Annotated in this window: 18 protein-coding genes and 1 pseudogene; 9 read left to right on the forward strand and 10 right to left on the reverse strand. The window is 35.3% G+C overall.

Going from position 1 to position 26,862, the window contains the following annotated elements; translation table 11 throughout:
- The first annotated feature begins 244 nt into the window (after positions 1–244).
- From purL to AC3IS6_RS20465, 8 genes are all read left to right on the forward strand, one after another.
- Positions 245–3,898 (forward strand): phosphoribosylformylglycinamidine synthase, encoded by a 3,654-nt coding sequence (gene purL, locus AC3IS6_RS20430; protein WP_489162071.1) that lies wholly within the window; start codon positions 245–247, stop codon positions 3,896–3,898.
- A 396-nt stretch (positions 3,899–4,294) separates the two neighbouring features.
- On the forward strand, positions 4,295–6,697 hold the full coding sequence (locus tag AC3IS6_RS20435; RefSeq protein ID WP_489162073.1) for a TonB-dependent receptor domain-containing protein: 2,403 nt from the start codon (positions 4,295–4,297) through the stop codon (positions 6,695–6,697).
- Between the two features lie 131 nt (positions 6,698–6,828).
- Positions 6,829–7,260, forward strand: a complete 432-nt coding sequence (locus AC3IS6_RS20440) for a hypothetical protein (protein ID WP_489162075.1) — start codon at positions 6,829–6,831, stop codon at positions 7,258–7,260.
- Between the two features lie 169 nt (positions 7,261–7,429).
- A complete protein-coding gene (locus tag AC3IS6_RS20445) occupies positions 7,430–9,208 on the forward strand; it encodes an AMP-dependent synthetase/ligase (RefSeq protein WP_489162077.1) in 1,779 nt (592 codons plus the stop codon).
- A gap of 413 nt (positions 9,209–9,621) precedes the next feature.
- The gene (locus tag AC3IS6_RS20450) at positions 9,622–10,182 is read left to right on the forward strand and encodes a hypothetical protein (protein ID WP_489162078.1); all 561 of its coding nucleotides are present in this window, start codon (positions 9,622–9,624) and stop codon (positions 10,180–10,182) included.
- A gap of 40 nt (positions 10,183–10,222) precedes the next feature.
- Entirely contained in the window at positions 10,223–11,029 is an 807-nt protein-coding gene (locus AC3IS6_RS20455) for a hypothetical protein (protein ID WP_489162080.1), read from the forward strand.
- A 21-nt stretch (positions 11,030–11,050) separates the two neighbouring features.
- Positions 11,051–12,232 (forward strand): ankyrin repeat domain-containing protein, encoded by a 1,182-nt coding sequence (locus tag AC3IS6_RS20460; protein WP_489162081.1) that lies wholly within the window; start codon positions 11,051–11,053, stop codon positions 12,230–12,232.
- A gap of 60 nt (positions 12,233–12,292) precedes the next feature.
- Positions 12,293–13,642: an ankyrin repeat domain-containing protein gene (locus AC3IS6_RS20465; RefSeq protein ID WP_489162083.1), complete on the forward strand. Its 1,350-nt coding sequence runs from the start codon at positions 12,293–12,295 to the stop codon at positions 13,640–13,642.
- Between the two features lie 125 nt (positions 13,643–13,767).
- Here AC3IS6_RS20465 and AC3IS6_RS20470 read toward each other — a convergent pair whose 3' ends face one another.
- The 9 genes from AC3IS6_RS20470 to AC3IS6_RS20510 form a co-directional block, all read right to left on the reverse strand.
- Complete coding sequence (locus AC3IS6_RS20470) at positions 13,768–13,908, reverse strand: hypothetical protein (protein ID WP_173964925.1); 141 nt, start codon at positions 13,906–13,908, stop codon at positions 13,768–13,770.
- A 20-nt stretch (positions 13,909–13,928) separates the two neighbouring features.
- The gene (locus tag AC3IS6_RS20475) at positions 13,929–14,552 is read right to left on the reverse strand and encodes a hypothetical protein (RefSeq protein WP_489162085.1); all 624 of its coding nucleotides are present in this window, start codon (positions 14,550–14,552) and stop codon (positions 13,929–13,931) included.
- Positions 14,553–14,759: 207 nt separating this feature from the next.
- The gene (locus AC3IS6_RS20480) at positions 14,760–15,368 is read right to left on the reverse strand and encodes an RNA ligase 1 family protein (RefSeq protein ID WP_489162087.1); all 609 of its coding nucleotides are present in this window, start codon (positions 15,366–15,368) and stop codon (positions 14,760–14,762) included.
- 941 nt (positions 15,369–16,309) lie between these two features.
- The gene (locus AC3IS6_RS20485; RefSeq protein ID WP_489162088.1) at positions 16,310–21,382 is read right to left on the reverse strand and encodes a DUF4132 domain-containing protein; all 5,073 of its coding nucleotides are present in this window, start codon (positions 21,380–21,382) and stop codon (positions 16,310–16,312) included.
- Between the two features lie 302 nt (positions 21,383–21,684).
- Positions 21,685–22,119 carry a hypothetical protein gene (locus AC3IS6_RS20490; protein WP_489162090.1) on the reverse strand — a complete coding sequence of 145 codons (435 nt, stop codon included), beginning with the start codon at positions 22,117–22,119 and terminating at the stop codon, positions 21,685–21,687.
- Between the two features lie 210 nt (positions 22,120–22,329).
- Positions 22,330–23,793, reverse strand: coding sequence for a tyrosinase family protein (locus tag AC3IS6_RS20495; protein ID WP_489162091.1), 1,464 nt, complete (start codon positions 23,791–23,793; stop codon positions 22,330–22,332).
- A 40-nt stretch (positions 23,794–23,833) separates the two neighbouring features.
- Complete coding sequence (locus AC3IS6_RS20500) at positions 23,834–24,262, reverse strand: hypothetical protein (protein ID WP_489162093.1); 429 nt, start codon at positions 24,260–24,262, stop codon at positions 23,834–23,836.
- A gap of 17 nt (positions 24,263–24,279) precedes the next feature.
- Positions 24,280–25,140 carry a cupredoxin domain-containing protein gene (locus tag AC3IS6_RS20505; RefSeq protein ID WP_489162095.1) on the reverse strand — a complete coding sequence of 287 codons (861 nt, stop codon included), beginning with the start codon at positions 25,138–25,140 and terminating at the stop codon, positions 24,280–24,282.
- 256 nt (positions 25,141–25,396) lie between these two features.
- Positions 25,397–25,534, reverse strand: coding sequence for a hypothetical protein (locus tag AC3IS6_RS20510; RefSeq protein WP_489162097.1), 138 nt, complete (start codon positions 25,532–25,534; stop codon positions 25,397–25,399).
- A 181-nt stretch (positions 25,535–25,715) separates the two neighbouring features.
- Between AC3IS6_RS20510 and AC3IS6_RS20515 the strand changes: the two are divergent.
- Positions 25,716–25,985, forward strand: a pseudogene (locus AC3IS6_RS20515) (helix-turn-helix transcriptional regulator); the annotation flags it as partial.
- Positions 25,986–26,108: 123 nt separating this feature from the next.
- Here AC3IS6_RS20515 and istB read toward each other — a convergent pair.
- Positions 26,109–26,846 (reverse strand): IS21-like element helper ATPase IstB, encoded by a 738-nt coding sequence (gene istB, locus AC3IS6_RS20520; RefSeq protein WP_056251131.1) that lies wholly within the window; start codon positions 26,844–26,846, stop codon positions 26,109–26,111.
- Between the last annotated feature and the right edge of the window lie 16 nt (positions 26,847–26,862).

The raw sequence follows: 26,862 nt of genomic DNA on the forward strand, positions 1-26,862 counted from the left end.
CTCGCAAAGTCGCTAAAATGTAAAGTTTTGTATATATCGAACTTAAAAAATAGACTTTACACCTTACCGACTTCGCGAGATTAAAACACTAATAACAATTGCACCGACTTCTAAAAGGAACTCACCTCATTTATATGGTTTAAAAAGCACCTTCATTTTTTTTCAAAAGAGTTTATTTTCAAATTTGCGCTTGCTATTTATTTACACTAAATTTGCACTTCAATACAACAAACTACACATCACAATGATCCATTTCTTTGAAAACCAAAGCAAAACTGTTTTTGCAGTACAAACGCAAAACGAAATTTCGGCTCAAGACATTTCAAAACTAAACTGGCTTTTTGCCGACTCCAATAAGATCGAAAAATCCGCACTGACGGATTTTTTTGTTGGCCCTCGTGCCACTATGATCACTCCATGGAGTACCAATGCTGTAGAAATCACTCAGAACATGGGTATTACAGGCATTATCAGAATTGAAGAATTTCATCCGGCAACAGCTGATTTTTCAGATTTTGACCCAATGCTCTTTCAAAAATTCAGCCAATTAGATCAGGAAATTTTCACGATCAATGTGCAACCGGAACCTATTCTGGAAATTGATGATATTGCCACTTACAATAAAATAGAAGGTTTAGCTTTAAGCCAGGAAGAAGTAGATTATTTAGACAATCTTGCTGTAAAACTTGGAAGAAAACTAACCGATTCTGAGATTTTTGCTTTCTCACAAGCCAACTCAGAACACTGCCGTCACAAAATTTTCAACGGAACTTTTGTAATCGATGGAGAGGAAAAAGAAACTTCTTTATTCAAATTAATTAAAAAAACATCACAGGAAAACCCTAACGATATTGTTTCTGCTTACAAAGACAACGTTGCTTTTGTAAAAGGACCAAAAGTGCAGCAGTTTGCACCTAAAACAGCTGACAAACCAGATTTTTACGAAATCAAAGAATTCGATTCTGTTATTTCATTAAAAGCCGAAACACACAATTTCCCAACCACTGTAGAACCTTTCAACGGAGCAGCAACAGGATCAGGAGGAGAAATTCGTGACCGTTTAGCCGGTGGACAAGGTTCATTGCCATTGGCAGGAACTGCGGTATACATGACTTCATATTCTCGTTTAAATGACGAAAGAAAATGGGAAAATGCGGTTGAAGAAAGAAAATGGTTGTACCAAACACCAATGGATATTTTAATCAAAGCTTCAAACGGAGCTTCTGATTTTGGAAATAAATTTGGTCAGCCGTTAATTACAGGTTCAGTTTTGACATTCGAACATTCAGAAAACGACCGTAAAATTGGTTACGATAAAGTAATCATGCAGGCGGGTGGAATTGGTTACGGAAAACTGGATCAATCAATCAAAAAGAAACCACAAGAAGGCGATAAAATTGTAATTCTTGGTGGAGAAAACTATAGAATCGGAATGGGTGGAGCTGCAGTTTCTTCTGCAGACACCGGAGCTTTTGGTTCAGGTATTGAATTAAATGCCATCCAACGTTCGAATCCTGAAATGCAAAAGCGTGCTGCCAACGCCATCCGTGGTTTGGTAGAAAGCGATCACAATCCAATTGTTTCGATTCACGATCACGGAGCGGGAGGACACTTAAACTGTCTTTCAGAATTGGTAGAAGAAACGGGAGGTTTAATCGATTTAGATAAATTACCGGTTGGAGATCCAACACTTTCAGCTAAAGAAATTATCGGAAACGAATCTCAAGAAAGAATGGGATTGGTTATTGCCCAAAAAGATATTGATATATTACAAAGAATTGCCGACAGAGAGCGTTCTCCAATGTATCAGGTGGGAGATGTAACGGGAGATCACCGTTTTACATTCGAATCAAAATCAAATGGTTCTAAACCGATGGATTATGCTTTGGAAGATTTCTTCGGAAGTTCTCCAAAAACGGTAATGACCGATAAAACGATCGACAGAAAATATGCCGACGTTGCTTACAACGCAGGAGATTTTGAAAGTTATTTACAAGACGTTTTACGTTTAGAAGCGGTTGCATCAAAAGACTGGTTAACGAATAAAGTAGACCGTTGTGTGGGTGGAAAAGTGGCTAAACAACAAAACGCAGGACCGCTTCAATTGCCTTTGAATAATGTTGGGGTTATGGCTCTGGATTATTTAGGTAAAGAAGGAATCGCAACTTCTATTGGCCACGCTCCTATCACCGCTTTGATTGATCCGGTTGCAGGAAGTAGAAATGCTATTGCAGAATCGTTATCAAATATTGTTTGGGCACCAATTAAAGACGGTTTAGGCGGCATTTCATTATCGGCCAACTGGATGTGGGCTTGTAAAAACGAAGGTGAAGACGCTCGTTTGTACGCGGCTGTAGAAGGCTGTTCAGAATTTGCAATCGAATTGGGAATCAATATTCCAACAGGAAAAGATTCACTTTCGATGAAACAAAAATATCCAAACGACGAAGTAATCGCACCGGGAACGGTAATTATTTCGGCTGGAGGAAACTGTATCGATATTAGAAAAGTAGTAGAACCTGTTTTACAGAAAAACGGAGATTCTATTTATTATATCAATTTGTCTCAGGATGATTTCAAATTAGGAGGTTCTTCTTTTGCACAAATCAGAAACACGATTGGAAAAGAAACTTCTACAATTAAAGATGCATCTTTCTTCAAAAATGCTTTTAATACAATTCAGGAATTAATTGGTGACAACCAAATCTTAGCCGGACATGATATCGGAAGCGGTGGTTTAATTACTACTTTATTAGAATTGTGTTTTGCAGATGTAAATCTTGGAGCGAAAATTGACTTCTCGGCTTTCGCGGAAAAAGATTTATTGAAAATCCTTTTTGCGGAAAACATCGGACTTGTTTTCCAGGCAAAATCAGATGCAGCGGTTGAAGCTAAATTAAATGCTAATAATATTGAATTCTTCAAAATTGGTTCAGTTCAAAGCACACCAAGTTTGGAATTTGGAATTTATAATTTGGATATTGCGAAGTACAGAGACATCTGGTTTGAAACTTCTTATTTATTAGATCAGAAACAATCTAAAAACGGAAGAGCTCAGGCACGTTTTGAAAACTATAAAAATCAGGTTTTACAATATACTTTCCCAGCCCATTTTACAGGAAAAAAACCGGAAATAGACAATTCTAAACCAAGACCTAAGGCAGCGATTATTCGTGAAAAAGGAAGTAATTCTGAGCGCGAAATGGCAAATGCAATGTACCTCGCTGGTTTTGATGTAAAAGACGTTCACATGACCGATTTAATTTCTGGTCGTGAAACTCTTGAAGACATTCAATTTATTGGTGCTGTTGGAGGATTCTCTAACTCAGATGTTTTAGGTTCTGCTAAAGGTTGGGCCGGAGCTTTCTTATACAACGAAAAAGCAAAAACGGCATTGGATAATTTCTTTAAAAGAGAAGATACTCTATCTGTTGGAATCTGTAACGGTTGTCAGTTATTTATGGAATTAGAAGTTATCAATCCAGAGCATGAAGTTCATGGAAAAATGCTTCACAATGAAAGTAACAAACACGAAAGTATCTTTACCTCGGTAAAAGTACAGGAAAACAATTCGGTAATGTTATCGACATTGGCCGGAAGTACTTTAGGAGTATGGGTTTCTCACGGAGAAGGTAAATTCAAATTGCCTTTAGCTGAAGAAAACTACAACATTGTTTCTAAATATGCTTACGAAGGTTATCCTGCTAACCCTAACGGATCTGATTACAACACGGCAATGCTGTGTGACAAAACCGGAAGACATTTAGTTATGATGCCACACATCGAGCGTTCAACCTTCCAATGGAACTGGGCACACTATCCAAAAGACAGAAACGATGAAGTTTCGCCTTGGCATGAAGCTTTTGTCAACGCCAGAAAATGGATTGAGAAAAACTAAAAAATATATTTTTATTATGAAAAGCGCCCGAATTGATCGGGCGTTTTTTTTTGCCACGAATTTTCACGAATTTTTTTTTAAAAAATTATTTACTAATTACAAATAATTGAGTCCACTTTTAAAATCATTTCAATCCTTTAATCTGTGGCAAAGAATTACTTTCCCACAATCTTGTCATTCCGAGGAACGAGGAATCTTCGCGAGAAACTCGACAAAGATTGTCAACTATTCTGGGCGGAACTACTTGCGAAGATTCCTCGTTCCGAAATGACAAACTTTGCCTAAATTGTTGTTATACAATAAATCGAGATTATTTAAAACGTCTCTAAGACTAATTTAATAGTATCTTAAGGTACTTTAATAAACTGTTTTTACTGCGATAAATATCTTTGTGTCATGAAAAAATGGACGCCAAAATTATCGCTTTTACTACTCTTATTCTTTATAAGCCAAGTTACGTTTGCACAAAATTCTTCTGTAAAAGGAACTGTTTCTGACGGAAAACTAGCCATCGAATTTGTCGATGTCGTTTTAAAAAATACCGCCGACTCTACAAAAGTAGCCGGATATGCCGTTACAGATGCTTTGGGAAACTTTTCCTTAGACCATCTTGCTTCCGGCGAATATCAGCTTCAATTCAAGCTAATAGGGTTTAAAACGGTTACTCAAAAAGTAAAATTTACAGGTGCTCCACTTTCTGTTGGAACCATAACTTTGCAAACCGATGCTAATCTATTAAACGCCGTTGTTGTAAATTCTCAAAAAAAACAAATCCAAAAAACCGACGAAGGTTTTATTTTTAATGCAGTTTCCAATTTGACGCAAGCAGGCGGAACTGCAACAGATATGCTAAAAAACATTCCAACAGTTGCTGTTGATGCAGACGGCGGAATCACTTTGAGAGGAAAATCTCCAATGATTTTAATCAACGGAAAAAACTCCGCCATTACCAATATGGATCAGATTGCAGCAAGCAGTATTGAAAGCATTGAGATCATAAGTAATCCTACAGCCAAATACGATGCAAATGCAGAAAGCGGTATCATCAACATCAAACTCAAAAAAAACAATCAAAGCGGTATGAATGGCGCAGTGGTTTTGGGAAGCGGATTTGGAGCCAAAGGAAGATTAAACAGCTCTGTGCTCTTAAACCATAAAACAGACAAATGGAATTTTGGACTGGGATATGACAATCGTTTTGCCGGAAGAACTAAAAAAATAAAAGGCGAAAGAACCAATTTCCTGATCGATGACGAGCATTACATCAATCAAAACCGAAGTGACCAGCGTACAGAAGGTTTACAAAATTTAAAATTCAACATTGATTTTTCTCCTAACGAAAACAACAGTTTCGCCTTTGAAGCTTTGGGAAATATGGAAAGCCAGGACAATGACGAAACTTTATACACGCAGGTAAACAACAGCGCCAATCAGTTTTTCTCGAGCAATAAAAGACATTCTCTGGAACTCGAACGTTCTAAGGTGGCCGAACTTGCTTTTAACTATGACCGAAAATTTGCCGATGACCGAAAAAGCCTGAATGCCAGTATTACCTCATCTTTCAACAAACACAGAGAAAACACTGATATCGATACCTATCAATTCGATCAGTACTACAACCTGATTGGTGATGCTGCATGGCAAAGAACACACAATTACGAACACGAAAATATCTCGAACGCTATTATTAATTATGCGCTTCCGGTTTCCGAAAAATCAATCTTAGAGACAGGCTACAAAGGAACTTTTCGATTTTTTGATTCCGATTTTCAAAGTGCCGATCAGACTAATGGAGAATACATTGTAAATCCTCTGGCCAGTAACGGTTTTAAATTCAACGAGCAAATCAATGCGGTTTACGGAATGTTAAACTCTTACATTGGCAGTAAAGAAACTCCTAAATGGAAATACAATCTAGGATTGCGTGCAGAACAGGTTTCAAACAATGGAAAAACCCAAAACAACAGCGACAACTTCTCGAATCATTATATAAAGCTTTTCCCTTCTGCTTCGTTACAGATGAATTTAGCTTCAGATGAATTTCTAAAAATGGGATACAGCAAACGTATCAATCGTCCGGACTTAGATAATTTAAATCCGTTTATTGATATTACTGATGCTTTGAATCCGCATGGAGGAAATCCGTATTTAAAACCGGAAATCATTCATATCATCGAAACCGGCTATTCCAAAGAATGGTCTAAATATTCATTTTCAACCAATGCTTTTTACCGAAACGCAACCAACACCATTAGACAATATGCAGAACTTCAGGACAACGGAGTGGTTCTACAGCAGCCCCGAAATATTGGAAGCACCATTACTTACGGCCTTGAAACTATTTTCAGCTTAAAACCAATTGGCTTTTATGATACCAACATTAGCATTACTGCTTTCCAACAAAATATAAACGCTTCTAATCTGGCTCAGGATGTGGTAAACAATGCCTTTAGCTGGTACGGAAAAATGATCAATAATTTTGTTCCATGGAAAGGCGGAAAACTGCAAATCATCGGAAATTACAATTCGGCTCTCGCTACCGCACAGGGAAAAAGGATTCCGATTTATAATGTTGATATGGGCTTTCAGCAAAAACTGGGCAAAGGCAACGCCCGTTTAGGTTTAGTGGTAACCGATATGTTTAACACGCTCGAAAGCGGCTTTAAAAACAACACGGCCCTGTTCAGCAACCATCGTACATCAAAATCAGATACCCGTGCTTTGATGGTGACTTTTGCCTACACTTTTAAATCCGACTTTAAGGAAAAATTACTGGAAAATCAGTTTTCGACAGAGTAACATTACATTAAAGTAAAAAAGTTCATTCTTGTAATTTGGATTCATTTTTCTAGTAAAAATTGAACTATATTCGCCAAAAAATTCGTGCCCCGGATTTTTTGGCAGCTCCAAAACCCTTAAACCTACATAGAATGAAAACCCTAAAAGTATTTCTTTTTACTTTATTATTTATTGCCGTAAAATCACATTCCCAAATTCAGGTAGACCGAATCACGTACAAAGTTCGCGATCATTTTATCACTACTACAATTGGTTACCCGGTTCCGGGAACTTTTTTGGTGACAGGACAAAAACAACCTTCTACAATATTAAATCCGGACGGAACAGGAATTATTCAGTATGAAGATTTAACCCAAAAAAAGATCAACTGGGGAATTGAATGTACCGAAGAGGGTATTCCGATTTTTAAAGAAGGTTTCAACAGTGCTTCTTATACTTTCTGGTACCGCACCAATGATAGTGAGGAGTGGAATTACACTCAATTTTCCATCCATTTTGCCAAGAAAAAAATGTTTCTGATGGGAGAAAGAGTAAAAGAATATGCCGATTATAACGTGCAGTAATTACTACACAAAAAATCAATTTTTCTTGATTTTTCTAAATTTTACTACAAAAAAGAAAACGTTTTCGTAAATTTTCTAAAGTAGTTATAATTTTTCCCATAAATTTCCATAAATATAAAAATTATCCCTAATTTTTATTTAATTTGCGATAAAATTCAACATTTTAAACATGGTTTCAATCACACGCCTTTTTGATTTTCCCTATTATCAACAAGAAACTTATAACCTTCAGGTTGCCTTAGCAACTAAAAAAAACGGAGTCTGGGAAAAAACATCTAGCCAGGAATATATCGCAAAAGCAAATGCTATTTCAAGAGCATTATTGCGCATGGGTGTTCAAAAAGATGATAAAATTGCATTAATCACTTCTAACAATCGTACGGAGTGGAATATTATGGATATTGGTATCCTGCAAACCGGTGCACAAAACGTACCTATTTACCCAACCATTGCCGAAGAAGATTACGAATATATATTAAACCATAGTGGAAGTATTTTCTGCTTTGTATCGGATACAGAAGTACTTGAAAAAGTAAATGCGATCAAAGCAAACGTTCCAACTCTAAAAGAAGTATATTCTTTTAACGAAATTGAAGGCTGCAAACACTGGTCTGAATTATTAGAGCTTGGAAAAGACGATAGTAATCAGAGCGAAGTTGAAGCTAGAAAAGATAGCATTCAACCAGAAGATTTAGCAACTATTATTTACACTTCCGGAACAACAGGAAGACCTAAAGGAGTTATGCTTTCTCACAAAAACATTGTTTCTAATGTTTTAGACAGTGCACCAAGAATTCCGTTCGATCCGGGAAAAAGTTCTGCATTGAGCTTCCTTCCTATCTGTCATATCTTCGAAAGAATGATTCTGTACATCTATCAGTATTATGGTATTTCAGTTTATTTTGGTGAATCGATTGACAAGATTAGCGATAACCTGAAAGAGGTTCGTCCAAATGTAATTACGGCTGTACCAAGGCTTCTGGAAAAAGTTTACGATAAAATTTATGCAAAAGGGACTGAATTAACAGGCATTAAGAAAAAACTATTTTTCTGGGCTATTGATTTAGGACTAAGGTACCAACCTTACGGAGCCAATGGCGCCTGGTACGAATTTCAGTTAAAAATTGCCCGCAAACTTATTTTCAGCAAGTGGAAAGAAGGTTTGGGAGGAAACTTAGACTTAATGGTTTCAGGAAGTGCTGCATTACAACCGCGTTTAGCGAGAGTTTTTGCCGCTGCTGAAATTCCGGTAATGGAAGGTTATGGTTTATCTGAAACATCACCGGTAATTGCTGTAAACGACCAAAGAAACAGAGGCTTTAAAATTGGAACTGTTGGAAAACCAATTCGCAACGTAGAAGTTAAAATTGCCGCAGATGGTGAGATCCTTTGCAAAGGACCAAACGTAATGTTGGGTTACTATAAAGATCCTGAAAAAACGGCCGAAGCTTTACAAGACGGTTATTTTCATACAGGAGATATTGGAGAAATTGACAGCGAAGGTTTCCTTAAAATTACAGACCGTAAAAAGGAAATGTTTAAAACTTCGGGAGGAAAATACATTGCCCCTCAGTTGATTGAAAACGCCATGAAGCAGTCTCGTTTTATCGAGCAGATTATGGTAATTGGTGAAGGCGAAAAAATGCCTGCTGCTTTCATTCAGCCTAACTTTGAGTTTGTAAAAGAATGGGCTAAAATTCACAAAATAACTTTAGGAAGTACCGACAAAGAAATTAGTACCAATGCGCAGGTTATCAAACGTATTGACGAAGAAGTAGAAGGAATCAACGAAAAATTCGGACACTGGGAAAAAATCAAACGTTTTGAATTAACTCCTGATGTTTGGTCGATCGATGGCGGACAACTTACTCCTACCCTAAAATTAAAACGTAAAATCATCAAAGAAATTTACAAAGATCTTTACACTAAAATATACGGCCAGAATTAATAAATCAAAATAATAATAACCAAAGCTAAACGGCTGTCTCCCAAAGACAGCCGTTTTTTATTTTTGATCAAAATCTATCTTCATACCCATTACTACTACCTTCCTTTACTCTCCATTTTATATGGTAAATTCTCAAACAGAAACTGTATCAATATACCTTTTTAAGCTTTACCATTTATACGAATAACAACCAGTTATTCGGTCATTCGACCAGTTATTTCATCGTTCTGCCAGTTATTTAAACCTCCTGTTACTATCTATAGCAGTGGGTTAAATTCGCGTAAATTTTACATGCAAAAATGTAAAAATACATATAACGTAATTACTTTTTTCAAGCATTAAAAAATTACACATCTTTTAAAATATGACAAAGCACTTTTTAAAATAATCATAACTTCTAAAAATAAAGCGGAATGAACACTCCAATATTACCCTTGACAATTAATGTAAAAAAGAAAACCGTCTATGGTCTTATAATCTTTTTTTGTCTTTTGTTACTTCTCAGCATCAGTTTCTTTTGGGAAGGATCCAGGCATCTTTTCACAGAAAACTACTACTGTCCCGAACTTCTAATCATTGGATTAGTGGGTACTATTCTCCTTTTAATCCAATTATATCGTCTTATTAAAATCTTACAATTAACTAATGGTTTTGCAAAATTATCTGATTCAGGCATTGAATTTTTTGAGAATAAATATTCAGGAATAGGTTTGGTTCCGTGGAATGCCTTAAAAGGGTATAGTGAAGAAAAAAAAACATTGTGCATTTATGCCAAAGAATCAGAGATTTTCATCAATAAAATTACTGATATAAGAACTCGCAAAAAAGCCATTAAAAAGAGCATTGGTAATCGTCTCTTATTTTCCCTAAATCTAACCTTAATAGAATATGATGAAATAACATTAAAAAAAATATTGCACAAAAAAATTGAAGAAAATAATATCGAAAAAGATTCCATATCGATTCATGATTAACTTATAAAATACATTGTTTAAATCTAATACATAAAAAAAGATGATATATTATTACCAAATTAAATATACACCACTGACAGCTAAACTTATACCTAACGAAGAATGCCCGGTATGTGGTAAAAAAAATAGTCTCGAAGTGGTACTTTACATGAGATACCTGAGATCATTAGTTCCTTTTTTTGGAATGGGAAGGGCAACTGAAGTTTATTGTACCTCATGTGATCATGTCATAAAAGATCCGAGTGCTCCATTTTATGCAAAAAAGAACTACTCGCCTGCAATTATTGAAGCCATCAAGAATATCAGAACTAACCACAAACGAACATGGTGGCAGTTGATATACCCATGGACCGTTTGCTGGGCAATCCTCGGAATTGCAACCTATGGGTTAATAAATCAGGAAATCAGAAAGAAAAACACTCTAAACAATGAAGAATTTTTAGAGCATCCTATGGTTGGTGATATTTACAAAGTAGCTATTTATCCCCAATTTACAGATATAAAAACTGTCGGGCAACAGCAAGTATTGACCTTGTTTAAATTAAAACAGATAAATGGAGATACCCTTTCGATGGTTTGCAACAAAGAACATGCTATAAATTATGGTCTTGAGGAAAGTGATTGGGAAAACTTATCCAGAAACGATGATGCATTTGAAACTAGAATCTATAAGATTAGTTTTAAAAAACTTATGGACACGATCTCAGAAAGACCGATTTGGCAATACTACAACAAAACTACTCTGGATTCTATTCGTAAAAGTTCCCGCGGAAATGCTGCAGTCAGTCAATATATCGGTCAATTACACCGTTCGGGTGGCGAAGTAAATATAATTGAAAGACCTTAACCAATAATTAAAAATAAAGTTATGTACGAAAAAAACAACGTTGCTGTCGCAATATTAAATGGTAAACTGGAAGAAGCTCATGAGCTTATGAAAAACGGAGAACAACTATCAGGTCAATATGTAAAAAATAATACTTCCAGAATATTTGAGATCCTAATCGACAAAAATGCGATCGATCTAATAGACCTTTTAATTGTAAACGATTTTATAAAGACTGATATTTATGAATATGATAGTTTTGAAAATTCAATCTTTTCAAGTATTGCTTACCTATCCAACTCTGGTAATGTTGCTATAAAATTTGTAAATGAACTTCTAAAAAGATTCAAAAATATTAACGACGAAGTAAATGACCAAACACTTTTAGGATATTGTCTTATGGAGGGTACTGATCCAGCTATTATCGAAGAACTGATTGAAGGAGGCTGCAGGGTTGATTACAAAAATAATGCAAACGAAAACTTTATTTATCAGGTAATCAATGAGTACAGACTGAGTTCTGAAACAGGAATGAATTATTTAGAAATTCTCACGAGAGAAGGTGTAGATATAAATCAAAAAAACATAGCTGGAGTAACTCCACTTATGCTTGCTGCAAAAAAACGGAAAGAAAGCTATTTAGAAATTCTGTTACAGAACGGAGCAAGTGCAAATGAACAGGACAACAACGGCAATAATACTTTTTACTACGCTGTAAACGAACAATTTGATTATGAAGCACTAACAAAATTACTTGAGTATGATTCAATTGACTTTGACATTCAGGACAAAAACGGCAACAATCTATTTTGTGAATTTTTACGCATGATGGAAAATGACGATAATCAAATAAAAATATTAGAAAAATTAATTGAGGCTGGCGCAAATTTTGAACAATCTGGTTCATATTACGGAAACACAAAATCGGGATACGACTGGCTAGCTGAAAAAAAATCATCAATATTAGAATTCGCCTTAAAATTAAATAGTTTAGACCTGGATTTTCAAGATAACTTAGGAAATACTTTACTACATAAAGTCTGTTCTTATGACTTAAACTATGATAGAGAAGCTGCAAGAGAATTATACAAAAAAACGAAAGTGTTATTAGAAGCAGGCGCAAATCCCGATATCACAAATAATAACAATGAAACGCCTCTTACACTAGCACAACAGGACAATTTGAAAATTAAAACTGTAGAATTACTAATGTCAAATAAGTAATCTTAGTAACAAAATGTAAAGTCTACTCTAATAAAAATTGAATTAAAAAAATATAAGAATATGTCAATGTCATTTGTAATTGCTTGCGAAAATGGTAATAGAAAGATAGCAGAATTATTACTGCAAAATAATGAAATAGATGTAAAATATACTGATGAAAAAGGCCGTACAGCTTTACATTATGCCGCATATAACGGTTATCAGGACATAGTAAAAATTTTAATAGAAAAAGGTGCTGATATAAATTATGAAGATCATGACGGAGAAACCCCAATTTATTTTGCCTGTTTGCAAAAACAAAAGTCTGTCGTGATTTTTTTGCTGGACAATGGCGCTAAAGTCGATATCAACGATAAACTGGGAAATAGTTTTCTACATCTTACTGCTCAAACAGGTCAATTAGAATTAATTCAAAAACTGATTCTTAAAGGGGTAACAATTGATGCTGAAAACAATGCAGGCGATACTGCTCTTTTAATTGCTTCCGGTTTAAGAAACAAGGAAATTGTACAAACATTAATTAATGAAGGAGCAAATATAAATGCTACAAATAAAAATGGGAGCACTCCTTTGATCTACGCAGTTAGAACCAAAAACATTCCCATAATTACAATATTATTAGAAAGCGGAACTGATATTAATTACGTCAATCAATCTGGCGAAAGTGCCTTATTAATTGCCTGCTACGAAACCAACCGAGCAATTGCTAAATTATTAGTTGAAAAAGGGGCTGATTTATTCACCGTTTCTAAAAATGGCCTTTCCCCTATTTGGTATGCCTGTTCTAATAATCAAAAAGAAATAGTTAGTTTGTTTTTAGAGAACGGCCTAGATGTTAATTTTAGTAAACCAATTGCCGGAAACGAGGATTCAATGAATAGTTATTTAGATTGGGTCATCTCAGCAAATAATCTGGCTTTTGACGACGATTTAGCACTAAACAATTACGAATACGGAGGAGAAAGTTTATTGCATATCGCTGTAAAAAACGGTAATCTAAGCATGGTAAAGTTGTTAATCGATAACGGAGCTTCTATAAATATTCAGGACGAATCAGGAAATACCCCTTTGCATTATGCTGCCGCAAATGGTAAAAAAGACGTTGTTAAATACCTATTAGACAACAATGCTGACGTAGGCTCTGTAAACATAAAAGAACAAAAAGCAATAGACTATTCTAATATAAAAGGCTTTAATGAAATTACTGAAATGCTTTTAAAACTAAGCCCTTCAGGTACAATTCTAACTTCAGAAAAGCCAACTGCTTTGGAAACAAATCCAATTCATACAAACGATCTGGCTTCGAAAAAACAAGCTTTGATGGATTTAAAGGAATTATTAGATGCTGAAATTTTATCACAAGAAGAATTTAACTTTGAAAAAGAAAAAATTCTGAATAGAAGTAACTAAAAACTGTTGGGATCTTTAATTAAAACAAAAATTGCCCCGCTATGGCGGGGCAATTTTTTAATTCTGAATTATTGTATATATAAGCCTTGTACAAAGCGGACTTACGTTTAAGCGTTATGGTTGAATTACGATCTCTTTTGAGATATTTTACTCCTTTTCGCATTTAAAACAGCCAATCCATATTCGGTTATTGTACTTTCCTGTTCTTCAAGAACGGTGTTCTTCCAATGCTTTGTCACTAAATTGATACTACTTATTTTATCCATAAATTTCATTTTTATCTCTTTTAATTTAATCTTCTCTTATAACGAGATTTCATTTCACGAAAACTTTCTTCAATTGACCAATGCCGTTTTCGCCCATCGGAATCCTGATTCATTTTCTTTGATAAATCTTTAAAATTGAAAAAAAGATTTCCTGATTTAGAATGTTTCATTGGCTCTTCATTTTGTTTTTCTGCAAAGCGCTCTGCCTTTATGATTTCTTTCTTCAATTCAACAAGCACCTCAGCTTTATTAGAACATTCAATCTGTATTGCCTCTTCAGTTCTACAGTATTCGTTAAACTTTTTAAAAGGACGTGGCTGAAAATCAACCATAATCGCCGCCAAATTTATCGCATCAATATTCGATAGATTTGTTTCTCCTTTAAAGAAGGTTTCGATAGGTCTGAACTTATCTTTTTGCTCCTTAAACTTATTCTTTTTGGTGTGATCGAAATCTAAAGAGAATAAATTTCTAAAAACATTTAAATCATCCTTTGTTGGGTTGTTCTCGAAAATAAGCCAACAAAAATCACGTAGCTTTCCACGAGAAGGATTGTACAAATAATCAAAGTTTTCTCCGTTTTTTTCTATCTCATATTTTATTCGAATCGCTTTTTTATACTTTTCTAATGTATTCGTTTTCATAATATTACTTTTTTTTAGGAATTTTCGAGAATCTCAAAAATCTACTGACCAACTATCACCTGAATGATATACAGCGTTCCTGGACTCTCGCTCCGTTCCTTCGTCTAGTGAACTCTGATTCTATTTCTTTTACTAAAGCAAACAGACGCTCCTTAGACCTATTTATAGTTGTACGACCAAAATGATGGTCAAACGTATTTTTTTTACTCATTTGCTAGAATTATTCAAATTATACAATTTTGCTTCTTCGACTAATTCTAAACGTTTAATTCCAAAATCAGATTTTCTAACTTTACACATTCTACCATCTGAAACATGATGAAAAACAATGCCTTCAATATCATACTCCGATAAGAAGTTCTTCAAATCCTCGAACTCGAAATTTGGATTTGGAAAATCAAAAACTTCACTTCCGTGTTTAATCAGTGTATGCTTTTCTAATTTTTCAGGATTCCCCTGTACCTTAGGTCCACATAGTTCGAATGTTCCATCTGTTTTGATCTTTAAATTATCAAAACCTTCAAAGAAAAATCGATCTTCAGATTTCGAACGATCGCATTTTAGCCAATGCGGATGATGTCCTGTAATGGTATCTGCTTCCTGGCATGCAATCGCACCGAAGGGAATTACACGTCCTTTTTTGGCGTCAAATCTTTTAAATAATTCTCCGTTAATAATCGCAGCAGCCGAGCCATCAAACTTTCTTGTAGCAATAGCCTCTCCGGTTATAACCCATTTGTTTTCATCACAAATTTTATTAATCACTTTTGCCAAATCCGTAGGGTCTTTTGCAAATAATGTGCCTATCTTTTTCATTTTTTTTGTTTTTTAAATTAGACTTGTTTTTTTCTTTTCTCGCAAAGTCGCTAAGCCGCAAAGTTTTATTTTTTGCTCCTTTGTCCCTCTGTACCTTTGCTCCTTTGCTCCTTAAAAACAGACACAAAAAAAGCACCCGATTAAAGGTGCTTCATGAGATCTAACAAGATATGACTATCCTATTGCCTGTATTCATGCACCTGTATGATCAAACGTTCCGAGTAAAAAACGGCGTTTGATAATTTTGTGATATATGTGTTTTTATTAAAGTCCATTTTGTGTATTGTATTATAAAATCATTGTTATTAATCGAAACTCGTTCTCCGTGTTTTCTTCGGCAAAGATAATGTCAAAAAAATCATACTTCCAAATCCTTCAATCATGCAACTACTTGAATTACAAATAATTAAACACTTAATTTGAGCCATAAAAATCCCTGTCCGCTTATCGAAGCAGCTCTTTTTTCAAACCAAATGACTGTTACTCATCAGATTATTTTTCAAGACTATATTTTGGTATTTTTATAATTCATTAAACATTTAATGTGTTATTTTTTTAATTATTTTTTCGTTCATACTTATTTGTACTTATTTTCCGTTATTTTACACCTTACTGAGTTCTCGCTAAAAACAAAAAAAGCGCCCTGATGAGGACGCTTTTATATATTTATGTTGACTTTGTAACTACCATTTACACTTCAATTCATTAAAATACATATCACATCCAGAGCCTTTAGCAGGGGCAAATCCCGCCAAACGATCACTGTATAGTCCTACCGACCAATTGATATTTATATTTTTCATTTCCATTTCAGGAGCAAAAGTAAGTGTTTTTATTAACATAATTTAACATTTGTACCTTGTTAGTACTAAAATTTTTATCGCATGCTAACAATTTTAGTCTGAATCTTCGTTTAAAAAAACCAACAAAACGGAATCGTTTTATGCGTAGGTTTTATCAATCTGACTTAAAACGGTCGGATCCTGTATTTCATTGTCTTTTGCAAACATTAAAACTTTAGACATTACTTCTGCTGATTTTGGATCATCGTCTGCAAATGGAAGGAACAAACGACCTCTATGCTGCGAGTGAATTGGCAACACCGACAAATATTTGCCCGGAAGCTGATGCACTACCGCACTTCCTAAATGTATGCTATATTCTGCCATTTCCCCTTTTACTATGGCATAACTTCCTGTGATTTCTACATTTTTCACTTTAAACAAACGTAACGTTTCTCTCAATAAAACAGCTCTCATTTCGATAGAAGAATGACTGGCTTCAGGATCAACACCTCCTACGTGTGCTACACTAACCACCAAATCGATATCACGCATTACTTCAGAGAAAATCCTTGGATTTATGTCTTCAAATGCAATGTTTTTATAGTCCTTTAACGAATGAAATTCAATGGTTTCTAAAGTTGCGCCCTCTACATCTGCCGGCGAAAACCAATCGGCCATAGCATACATCTTTACCTGATAGCCTTCTTTATGAAAAACTTTCTGCAGACCTTCTTCATAATCTACTTTCCATCCTCTGGTTTTCAATAAAGCCAAGGTTTGCTTAGGCTGTACCTGATGTCCGGCATAACGTCTCGAAATTGCTTTTTCTTTTAATTCATCCGGAGTTGGAACATACAATTCTCTGAATACTTGTTTAAAAGGCTGCTGCAATTTGTTGTCAAAACAGTAGCTTTGATAATCAATCCAGGCGTTATTTTTATGCAAATCATCACAATGCGCAATTCTAAAAGTCTGCTTCTCATTTAGTGCTATAACTTCACCTAAAGCTGTAACCAGATTCCCATCAATATAAAAACCTATTTTAGCATCATTTGACACAAAAACTAATTTTTCAAGATGTTTGGAAATGATTGGATGCTCAAAAAGATTCTGCATTTCGGCAAACAAAAATTCATCGCCACGAATCATACTTTCTTCCAGTCCTTTTCTTGAGCGTGTCCATTGCTCACGCATGGTTTTTCTGTAATTGGTTAATTCCAGAATCGCTTTGTCTTTTTTATACTTTGGCGGAATTGCTTTTATCTCTTTATCTCCTTTAAAGGTAACCAGATCTGCTTTTCCTTCATTATTGATAACTAAACTTACCGTTACATCATCTAATTTAATCTCTGTTTCTTTTGATAAGATGTTCTGCACCTGTTTTGTCTCCATTGCCCAGGTTAGACGAACAGGGTCCGGATAGCCTGCATTTCGAGCCAAATTTTCAAGTGCAACTCTTATAGCCAAACCTTCGCTGGCTTGTTTCATCGAACCAAATTCTTTGCTTTCTTTTTTAAATTGCTGCAAATATTCATAACGTGCCAGAATATCTTTTTCAGGGCCTGTTTTGCTTAAAGGCACTAATCCGTAGACTCTTAAATAATCCTGATCTCGTTTGTCTTTTACTTTGGCCGTCACCTCTCTAATTTTCAAATCTCCTGTAATGGTATCAGCATACAATCGTGCACGTCTGTGTCCGTTTCCGTCTGAAACATATTTCGCTGATTCGTATAAAAGTTCCCATTTGGCTTTACCCAATTGTTTGTAAGCCGATACGAACCAATCTTTATCTACCGCACCATCTTTAAAATCCTGCAAATCAATTGAGGAGAATTTCGCCATTTCGCTTTCCAGTTCCGCATTTACGGCATTGTAGCTTGCCGTTTTGGTATGTGCATGAAACCACCAGATTCCTTCATCAAGACCTTTCCAATCTAGATAATTACTGATTAATTTTTGCCATTGCGGTGCATATATAGCTGTTTGAATCAATCGTTCTTCTGATATTTTGGCTTTTTTAATAGCTTCATTAAAAACCTCCTGTGTATCTGATTCTATCGGATAACATCTTTTCAATAAATAACTAAACAATTTTTGTTTGGTTAAATCGGTGTAACTCCACGAATAAATATATCCTTTGTACAAACTTGCTTTTCCGAGTGCAGTAAGCATTTCAACCAAGCGGTTGATTCCAAAAATTTTCTGAAAACTTTGAACCAAATGAGTTACAGCAGTGTTGGAATCTCCCCTTTTAACCTCGATATCCAAAAATGTTTCGCGAATTTTATCAACCATCGGAACTAAAAACGGGAATTTTTTAATGAGTTCTTCGCTTCCAAAATGTCTATAATGTCTGGTTTCACCAGTTAAAACCGAAATTCTTTCACTTTCTAAAATACCTTCGTACAATTCACCTTCGGTAATTATTTTTTGTTCGAAAGCCACGGCATACAAATAAATTGGCGGTTTGTTTAAACTTATATTTTGTTCTAATCCGTTTAACTGTCTCCATCTGTACAGATTCCAAATCTTATCATTTTGCTCCTGTGTTAAATCATCTAAATTGATTTTATTCAAGTAAATATCAAAAAAGTTCTGGTTTTGCCAGCCATTCCCACGATCTGAACTGTAATAATACTCGTCTTTTGCAGGCTTGTACTCAAATTCCAATACCGATTTTGGAAGATCAGCATACAAAGTACTACAGGCATCAATTAAGAAATCTGTTTTTTCTTTAAAGGAGTATTTTAACTGTAAAGCATTCAGAATATTTAAGATTGCATTGTCCCAATCATAGCCTCTTTTGTTTTGGTGCGGCAATAATTCTTTATAATAAAAAATATGTTTTTCGAGAAAATCACGCCATATTTTTCTGTCGGAGCTGCTTATTAACGTAAGTAAAAATAAGTCTCTTTCGGCCAGACCTGAGTTTTCAAACCAGCCGGACCAAACCTCATACAAAGGGTAATTTGTTGCTGCTAATTCTGAATTCTTTTCGTCTTTTAGATTTTTTATTGGTCGGAAACTATTCCCCAATAAAATTGTCAATTTGCTGTTGTCGTAGTTTTCGACTTCGTATTCGTAATTTTTGTTGTCTTCATACAATTGGTACAACTTCGAAATTTCGGTCTTAATGTGCGACATCGATTTAGAAAAACCGTATTGTTCTGCCTTAACCGCTTTGGCATACAGGGAATCTGTCTCTACTTTTGGTAGGCCATAAGGAGAAAGGACATTTGGCGTGTAAAAACCATATCCGTTTTCGGCACTTAAAATACTTTTCTTTTTTGACGGTTCAAGCTGTTCGATAAATTTGGTTTCTTTCTCGGTGATTTTTGGTCTTGCCGAGTAAGCTGTAACCCAATCGTTAACTTTATCTGTCAGTTTGCTATTTTTCTGAAGTTGCAACATAATGTCTAAAGCCGACATACGTTGCTCCATATCACCTTTTTCTAAAATTTTATCTACAAAAGAAGTCACTTTTTGATCTTCTTGTTTTAACAATATTGCTGTTAGGTTCTTCTTTAAATTAGAATTTTTACGTTTATACAATTCCTGAAAAATTGCCAGTTCGTCTTCTGTTAACGTCAAATTACTTAAAGTTGAGATAGCCGAAGCGACCAAAGATTCTCCTCTGTCTTTTAAGATTCTCAATGCAAAACTTCTTTGGAAATCTGTTGGTGCCTTTTTTTCTTTTCCGCTATTGCTTTTAAAACTGTAAAATGAATAGCAGTAATAATCCCCCAGAATCTGACGGGTTAATTTCTCTCTTAAATTAATAGAAAAACCTTCAAACTGATTTAAAATAAGTTCTAATCTTTCGTTATTGTCTCCTACCAAATTAATCGCTGCAGAATACAAAGTATCTTTTTCGAATTTTACATTTAACCATGAAAATACTTTGCCTTCAAATGTTTTTTCTTTTACGGTTATCGTCTGCGCAAGATTGTACACCTTATTAAAGAAATCAGGATAATCTGTATTCGCTGTATAATACTGCGACTTAACATTAGCCTCCAATAATGCGTTCATTCCTGGCACTGCAAATGCCAGTACCTGCAGATTTTCGTCGTCTAAAGCTTTAAAATAAAGAGGCATTTCGATGTAAGGATCGCCCGTTTCTCCTGCAAATTTTAGCGCCAGAGATTTCTTTTCGATCGAACCTTTCTCTAGTAATTCCTTTAGATACGGAACTGTTTTTTCGACATCAAAAACACCCTGAACCCAAAGTGCCATATAAACCTCGTTATTATTCTTGCTTTGAATACCGGCCGGAATCGTTTCGGGATTAGAGAAATACCCCGAAGCGAGATTGATGATGTTTCGAACTGTGGTTTCTTTCTCAGAATCCCACCCCAAGCCAGTCCAGGTATCTATTCCGCGAACAACAGATGAAAAACGGGTGAGTTTATTGTCGATGATTACTTTGATCATGTATTGCAAAGCACCAATACTGGTTTCATCAAGAGCTTCTAAAACGGTCTGACGTAATCCTTCCTGACGCTGTGCCGCCAATAATAGTTTTTCGACCAATTCCCAGCTTTCTTTTTTCTCACTATTTAAAAGCGCTTTGATAATATTACGGGAAACCTTTCCTCTTGAATCTTTGTTGAAAATGATATCTTCAAAAAGCTGAAACAGGTTTTCTCTATCCAAATCAATAGCAGCAGAACAAATCGTGTACTGATTTTTAGAATTTGAGACTTCGGTATCAAAACGAATTTGTTCTTCGATACTCAAATCATAATAAACGGTATCACCATCCTGATAACTATAGATTTGTGAAGGATGAAGCAGAGATCGCAGAAAATTTACCCGATTAATTAATAAGTGTTTTTTATTATTGGGTGCTCTGAAAGAACGTCGGGTATAACCGTCCTGATACATTTTCATTGGCAGTCGGTTCCAGGCTTCTTTAACATAAACAGTGATTTCCTTTCCAAAAAAGTAAACCAAAAGTTCGTGGTAAGTATTATCTTCCCACATATCGTCTTTTACCCATTTCTCAAACGCTGTAGCTTCTTTCGAACCTAAAGAAATATAGGTCCCGTAATAATTGTCTTTGAGTTTTAAAAGTGCCAGACCAAACTCGGCTGCTTCTTTTTTAAGTTTTGTTTTTGATAATAATTTAGAAACCAGATTGCTGTTTGCTATTTCTTCCAGTTCCTTTTTGAATCGCTTAATTGGATTCTCAATTATCTTACCCTTGATAAGATCTTCTATTTTCATACTGTATTATTTTAGATTATTATATTGTGAGTTGTGAAATGTGAAATGTGAAATGTGGAATGTGGAATGTGGAATGTGGAATGTGAAAAGTGAAAAGTGAAAAGTGGAATGTGAAAGGTGGAGGTAGAACTTTATTCACTTCTTACTTTTCACTTCTTACTTTTCACTTCTTACTTCTCACTTCTTACTTCTCACTTCTTACTTCTTACTTCTTACTTCTTACTTCTTACTTCTTACTTCTTACTTCTTACTTCTCACTTCTCACTTCTTACATTTAACATTTAACATTTAACATTTAACAACTACCAGTAGCTTCCCGCCAGGAACGTAAGCCTGATAAAAGTGACGGATTTGTTTTTGGATAAATCGATTTCCTCGGTTAAAGTTTCCAACTGATCGTCGTCATAGAAAATGGCATATAAACCGTCTTCAAAAGCTACGATGGCATTTTCCTGCGCTTTGACCAAATCAACTTTGTTGTGGTTGTAAAGTGCTCCAAAACCAACTTTTCCCGTATCGGTTAAAATGGGAAGGTAATTTTCTTTTGGAAGATGGATTTTGTCTTCGTCCTCAAACTCAAAGGAAGAAGAATGAAACAACTCTACCTGATGTTTTACGATTAGTTCTAAGAAAGTACGAACAGTAACGATTGAAGTGGTAGTATCTAAACTGATAGTTTTTTCCTGAAGTATAGGATATTTTTTCCCTAATTGCCTGACTGATATATTTATATTCATTTTTTACTGGCTTTTATTTGAAAGTGTAAAATAATAAATTATAAAATATGCCGGCTTAAAAACAATGTATTTTATTGTTAAAAAAAGTATTTTAACATACTTGTGCATTTAATTTAAAAAAAAATACCCTGCGAATTAAAACTCGCAGGGTTTGGGTAATTATTACTGTATTTTTCTTAAGTTTTTTTACTTTAAAATTACAAACGGACTTTAATTTGCTTTTATCACACTAATTTTTTCAAGCGTAACTTTAGCATCTCCGCCTCCGATCTTTTTGATAATAATATCATAACTAGAATCTGAATTAATTAAGTCATCCGAAATGTAATAAGAGTAGTTAAGTTTTACACCATCTGATCCAATTTCGTGGCTATCTCCGGTTCCATGATCATGAGCTACTCCGAAGAAAGTCATTGTTCCTACGTACTGATCTTTTTTTCCGGGATAACGCAAATAAACCGTATAATAATCTTTTGGTTCTTTGTAAACCACTACATCAAGATTCAGAATTATTTTAGAATTGGCAGTTTTAAAAACTCTATTGGTGTTTTTCGCAAAGGTATTGCTTACTTTATGGGTAAAAGCCGAAGTGCCTAATACTTTGCTCACTTTTTGCTCCCAGATCACTTCTTCTTTTGAATCCTGAAATGAAATTTTAGCTTTTGCTGCTTGATTAGCCGCTACAACCGGAGTTTTAGATCCGTAAAGTAAATCATCGTATTTATAATCTAAATTGTAAACTGTATTGTATACTTCCTCCATGGTATACGTCACACGACTTCCGTCGGGATTTATAAACTGATACTGCCACGGATCTGCTTTTAGTTGCTCTAAGGTAGGGCGCTGTCCGTAAATCGAAACGTCCCAGGAATCCCAAATACGGTCGACCATACTGTGATGCAGCCAGAAAACAGGATCAAATCCGGCCGACTCTACATTGGCCATTAAACCTGAAGTAACTTTTTGGTAGATTTCGTTGTAATACGTTTCACTTGGCTGTGCATATCCGCCCCCAATAAGATTGTGCATATAACCATGAGGGGCGCCCTCAAGGCTTCTACTAAATCCCGCATCGCCTGTAAAAGAAGGATTTGTTTTTAATTCTTCTAAAGCCAGCTGAATCTGATTGACCTGATTCGGCAAAATTGGTTTTCCATTGTTCAAAATGCTGTATCGCGCCGCAGTATAAAGAGAACCGGACTGTTCTCTTAAAGGTTCTGCCATCACATTCTGAGACACCGACTTACTGCCATAATTCCAGTACGGAAGCGCAAAATCTGCTTTTCCGGACAGGTCGCGAATAATTTTTTCTAAATGCCAAATGTAGAATCTGTGCCATAATAAGAAATGTAGTTTCGCATTTGGTGTTCCGTTATGCGTACAATCGGCCCATGCCCATAACTTATCATTGATGGTCTGATATTGCGGACAAAGCTTATTGGGACCTGTAATCTCTTTGGGAACACTGTGAATCGCTCCCTGATAATACCAGGAAATTCCTTTTTCGCAGCCTGCTTCACGCATTTTCTTAAAAGCCACATTCATCGCTTCCAGATTCGCTAATCCCTGAGGCGTATTAACGTTCCATCGAATGTATTTCGCATTATTTCTATTTTGACCATAGGACATTCCCATAGTCAAAATAATACAGATTAAAATGGTAATTTTTTTCATTTTTTTTGTTTTTGGGTTATTAATAAATTGGTAGTTCGCATTAAAGCACTTCGACTTCAAAAGTTAAAATCTGAGCGTACTTGGGGTTTGCTTTGTCGTAGATTTTAAATTTCACCGTTCCGTTGCCTATTTTGTTGGCAGGAATTACATGGATGGCAATAAACCCCTGCTGATCCGGATTAAGTTTATTAAAAGAGGATCCTTTTGGAATCCCAATCTGGCAGGCGCCGTGCTGACACATCGAGCAATCCCACTCCTTTGGGAATGTATTCGATACGGTTTCCCAAACCAGATAAATGGGTTTATTTGAAATATTTTCGACCTTGATTTTCGAAATGTCAAGCCGTTTGTTTTTCAGCACACTTTCTTTATTGACAGCAGTTCCTACTACAGAAAACGTAGGTTTGTTTTGCGCAAATGAGATAGAAACCGAAAAAAGGAGTATCAAATAAAAGTGCAGTTGTTTCATAGCCTTTGGTTTAAATTTTAATTAAAAACAGCAATAGCCGTTTCGTAAACTTTCTTTTTTGAAATAGGATCAGTAAAATAGTATATCAATTGTTCTGTATCTCCCACATTTTCCAGGGAAACGAGTATTTCCAGACTTTCTCCCGCATGAAGTGCGGCTGTGCATCCGTTAGCCGATTCTGTTAGAGCGGTCTCACTTCCAAACCTCAGCTTCAGTTTTGCATTAGGCGGAAATACAATTTCATGAAAATACAATCCCGAATTGACCAGACGAAGCAGCACCGTTTCGTTTTTACGATCTAACGATTGCAAGCCCTTACTATCAGAAGCAACTTTGCCGTTAATCAAAAAATAATTGGGTTTGTATAGAGGAAGAACAATAGGTTTATTCCGAGAATCGTATTCGGTACCCATGATGGCATCGGTGTGCCATTTTGTATCCAGTTCGTTGCTGCACCAAAGAATTTCACGCAAGGGCTCAGGTGTCTGAAAATCCTTTTCTTTCGGTTCAATAATGATGAGGCCAAACATTCCTGCCTGAAGGTTGAACGGATAATTTTCGGGACTGTAATACAAATAGGTACCCGGTTTTTCGGCCAGAAAAGAATAAAACCCATGCTCCATATGATGAATGGCCTCTTTCTTCTTCATCACCTTATTGTTTTTGTCCCATTGAACAAAATCAATTTCTTTGCAAAATAAAGAGACCGGATTTCCCTGCGAAATGCTCCAAAAATCAACCCGAACAGTATCGCCAACCTTTGCCTTTATCTCAGACCCCGGCAAAGTAACCTGTCCCGAAAGAGAGTTCGTAAATCCAAAAGTCCGGATAGGAACGTTATTTTTAAGCAGTAGTTTCCCTGTCGTTCTCCCGATCACTAAATGTTCGTTTTGAGAGAACAAAAATATATTGCTTAGTAGAAAGCAAAGAGTCAATATGGACTTGGGGCATCCTTTCATTTTTTAACTTAAATCATTCATTGCCAATACATTCAGCAACTCAATTCAAATTTAGAATTAATGTCGGTTTTGAGACCCCGTATAAATACCTGATTTTGTAGTAAAAATCTGCCTTGAGTTTTATGCTTTAAGAATACAATTCTTCTTGGATTGTAATGAAGTTGAAAAGTTTCTTTTAGATTCTTTTCCTCTTTTCTTTTGTAACACTGATTTCACTAAGCCATTTTGCTTGCGCTCTAGCCTGTTCTAGGGTAACAGGCTTCTGCTTTTTTAATTGCTTCATACTTATCTCCGCTCTTTCCTTAAATGACATTTTGTAATTCATACTTTTAAATAATCTACTTTACGATTTATGCGACAAATACCGCTTTCATAAAAGTAAGAAAAAGAATATATTTACAACGAATAAAAAAACACCCGAAAGTACATTACCAAATTAGCCTTGTATTTTACGGATCGCTGTTTTTATCAAAAAAATTAAATATCTTTGAATTATGAGCACAGAAACCAGACCCAGAAATATTGGCCGAAATATCAGCCGTATCAGAGAACTTCGCGGAATGAAACAAGGAGCACTTGCAGATGCCATTGGCACAAGCCAGCAAACTATTTCAAGTATTGAAACCAGCGAAACTGTTGATTTCGAAAAATTGGTACAAATTGCAAAAGCACTTGGCGTGACCGTAGAAGCGATTGAAAATTTTACAGAGGAATCTGTTTTTAATTTCTTTAATAACTTTTACGATAATAGTGCAAATTCCGGTTATATTGATCACCCCATTCCGTTTTAAAGTGAGCACCTTATTCCAGTTCAAAATGACCACCTCCGTTTTGATTAAAAACTATATTTTTTCATCTGTTAATTAGTATTCAAATATAATAAAATATCACTCTTTGTTTATTCCTCTTTTCTTTCTCATGGATTCTCCATGTAATTCAAGCCTATGAGATTGGTGTATAAGTCTGTCTAATATTGCATCGGCTATCGTTTTTTCTCCAATTATATCATACCAGCCTTGAACCGGGATTTGTGATGTCACGATTATAGAGCCGTTATTATGCCTGTCTTCTATGATCTCCAAAAGAGTAATTCGGTTATGGCTGTCAAGTGCCTGGAGTCCAAAATCATCAAGTATGATAACATCCTGTCTTTGTATTTTGGTAAGTTCCCGCAGATAAGTGCCATCTGCTTTAGCCATTTTTAGTCTAGCAAACAATTTTGAGGTATTAAAATAACTTACCTTAAAACCCTGTATACAAGCTTGATAACCTAATGCGGTACCTAAATAACTTTTACCGACACCGGTGCTTCCAGTGATTAAAATGTTTTCATTTTTCTCTATAAATTCGCATTCTGCCAGACGCAGTACCATGTTTCTGTCCAGATTACGTGATACATCAAAATTGATACTTTCAATATTTGATTTGTAATGGAATTTGGCATTAGTGATACTTCGTTCAATACGACGATTGTACCTTTCATCCCATTCTGCATCAATAATCATCGATACAAACTGGTCAAGGGTATAATGATCTGTTTTTCCGCTTTCAATGGCTGTTTTAAAAGCATTAAACATGCCATAAAGCTTCATTTGTTTCATTTTGGTTACTGTGGATTCATTCATTTTTTCAAGATTTAAT

The sequence above is a fragment of the Flavobacterium sp. KH_035 genome (genome assembly GCF_057839565.1).

Coding starts and splice junctions, on each gene's coding strand:
- AC3IS6_RS20465 (WP_489162083.1), top strand. CDS start 12,293: ATGTCAATGTCATTTGTAATTGCTTGCGAAAATGGTAATAGAAAGATA.
- AC3IS6_RS20455 (WP_489162080.1), top strand. CDS start 10,223: ATGATATATTATTACCAAATTAAATATACACCACTGACAGCTAAACTT.
- AC3IS6_RS20510 (WP_489162097.1), bottom strand. CDS start 25,534: ATGTCATTTAAGGAAAGAGCGGAGATAAGTATGAAGCAATTAAAAAAG.
- AC3IS6_RS20475 (WP_489162085.1), bottom strand. CDS start 14,552: ATGAAAACGAATACATTAGAAAAGTATAAAAAAGCGATTCGAATAAAA.
- AC3IS6_RS20480 (WP_489162087.1), bottom strand. CDS start 15,368: ATGAAAAAGATAGGCACATTATTTGCAAAAGACCCTACGGATTTGGCA.
- AC3IS6_RS20460 (WP_489162081.1), top strand. CDS start 11,051: ATGTACGAAAAAAACAACGTTGCTGTCGCAATATTAAATGGTAAACTG.
- AC3IS6_RS20440 (WP_489162075.1), top strand. CDS start 6,829: ATGAAAACCCTAAAAGTATTTCTTTTTACTTTATTATTTATTGCCGTA.
- AC3IS6_RS20435 (WP_489162073.1), top strand. CDS start 4,295: ATGAAAAAATGGACGCCAAAATTATCGCTTTTACTACTCTTATTCTTT.
- AC3IS6_RS20490 (WP_489162090.1), bottom strand. CDS start 22,119: ATGAATATAAATATATCAGTCAGGCAATTAGGGAAAAAATATCCTATA.
- istB (WP_056251131.1), bottom strand. CDS start 26,846: ATGAATGAATCCACAGTAACCAAAATGAAACAAATGAAGCTTTATGGC.
- AC3IS6_RS20470 (WP_173964925.1), bottom strand. CDS start 13,908: ATGGATAAAATAAGTAGTATCAATTTAGTGACAAAGCATTGGAAGAAC.
- AC3IS6_RS20495 (WP_489162091.1), bottom strand. CDS start 23,793: ATGAAAAAAATTACCATTTTAATCTGTATTATTTTGACTATGGGAATG.
- purL (WP_489162071.1), top strand. CDS start 245: ATGATCCATTTCTTTGAAAACCAAAGCAAAACTGTTTTTGCAGTACAA.
- AC3IS6_RS20485 (WP_489162088.1), bottom strand. CDS start 21,382: ATGAAAATAGAAGATCTTATCAAGGGTAAGATAATTGAGAATCCAATT.
- AC3IS6_RS20450 (WP_489162078.1), top strand. CDS start 9,622: ATGAACACTCCAATATTACCCTTGACAATTAATGTAAAAAAGAAAACC.
- AC3IS6_RS20445 (WP_489162077.1), top strand. CDS start 7,430: ATGGTTTCAATCACACGCCTTTTTGATTTTCCCTATTATCAACAAGAA.
- AC3IS6_RS20500 (WP_489162093.1), bottom strand. CDS start 24,262: ATGAAACAACTGCACTTTTATTTGATACTCCTTTTTTCGGTTTCTATC.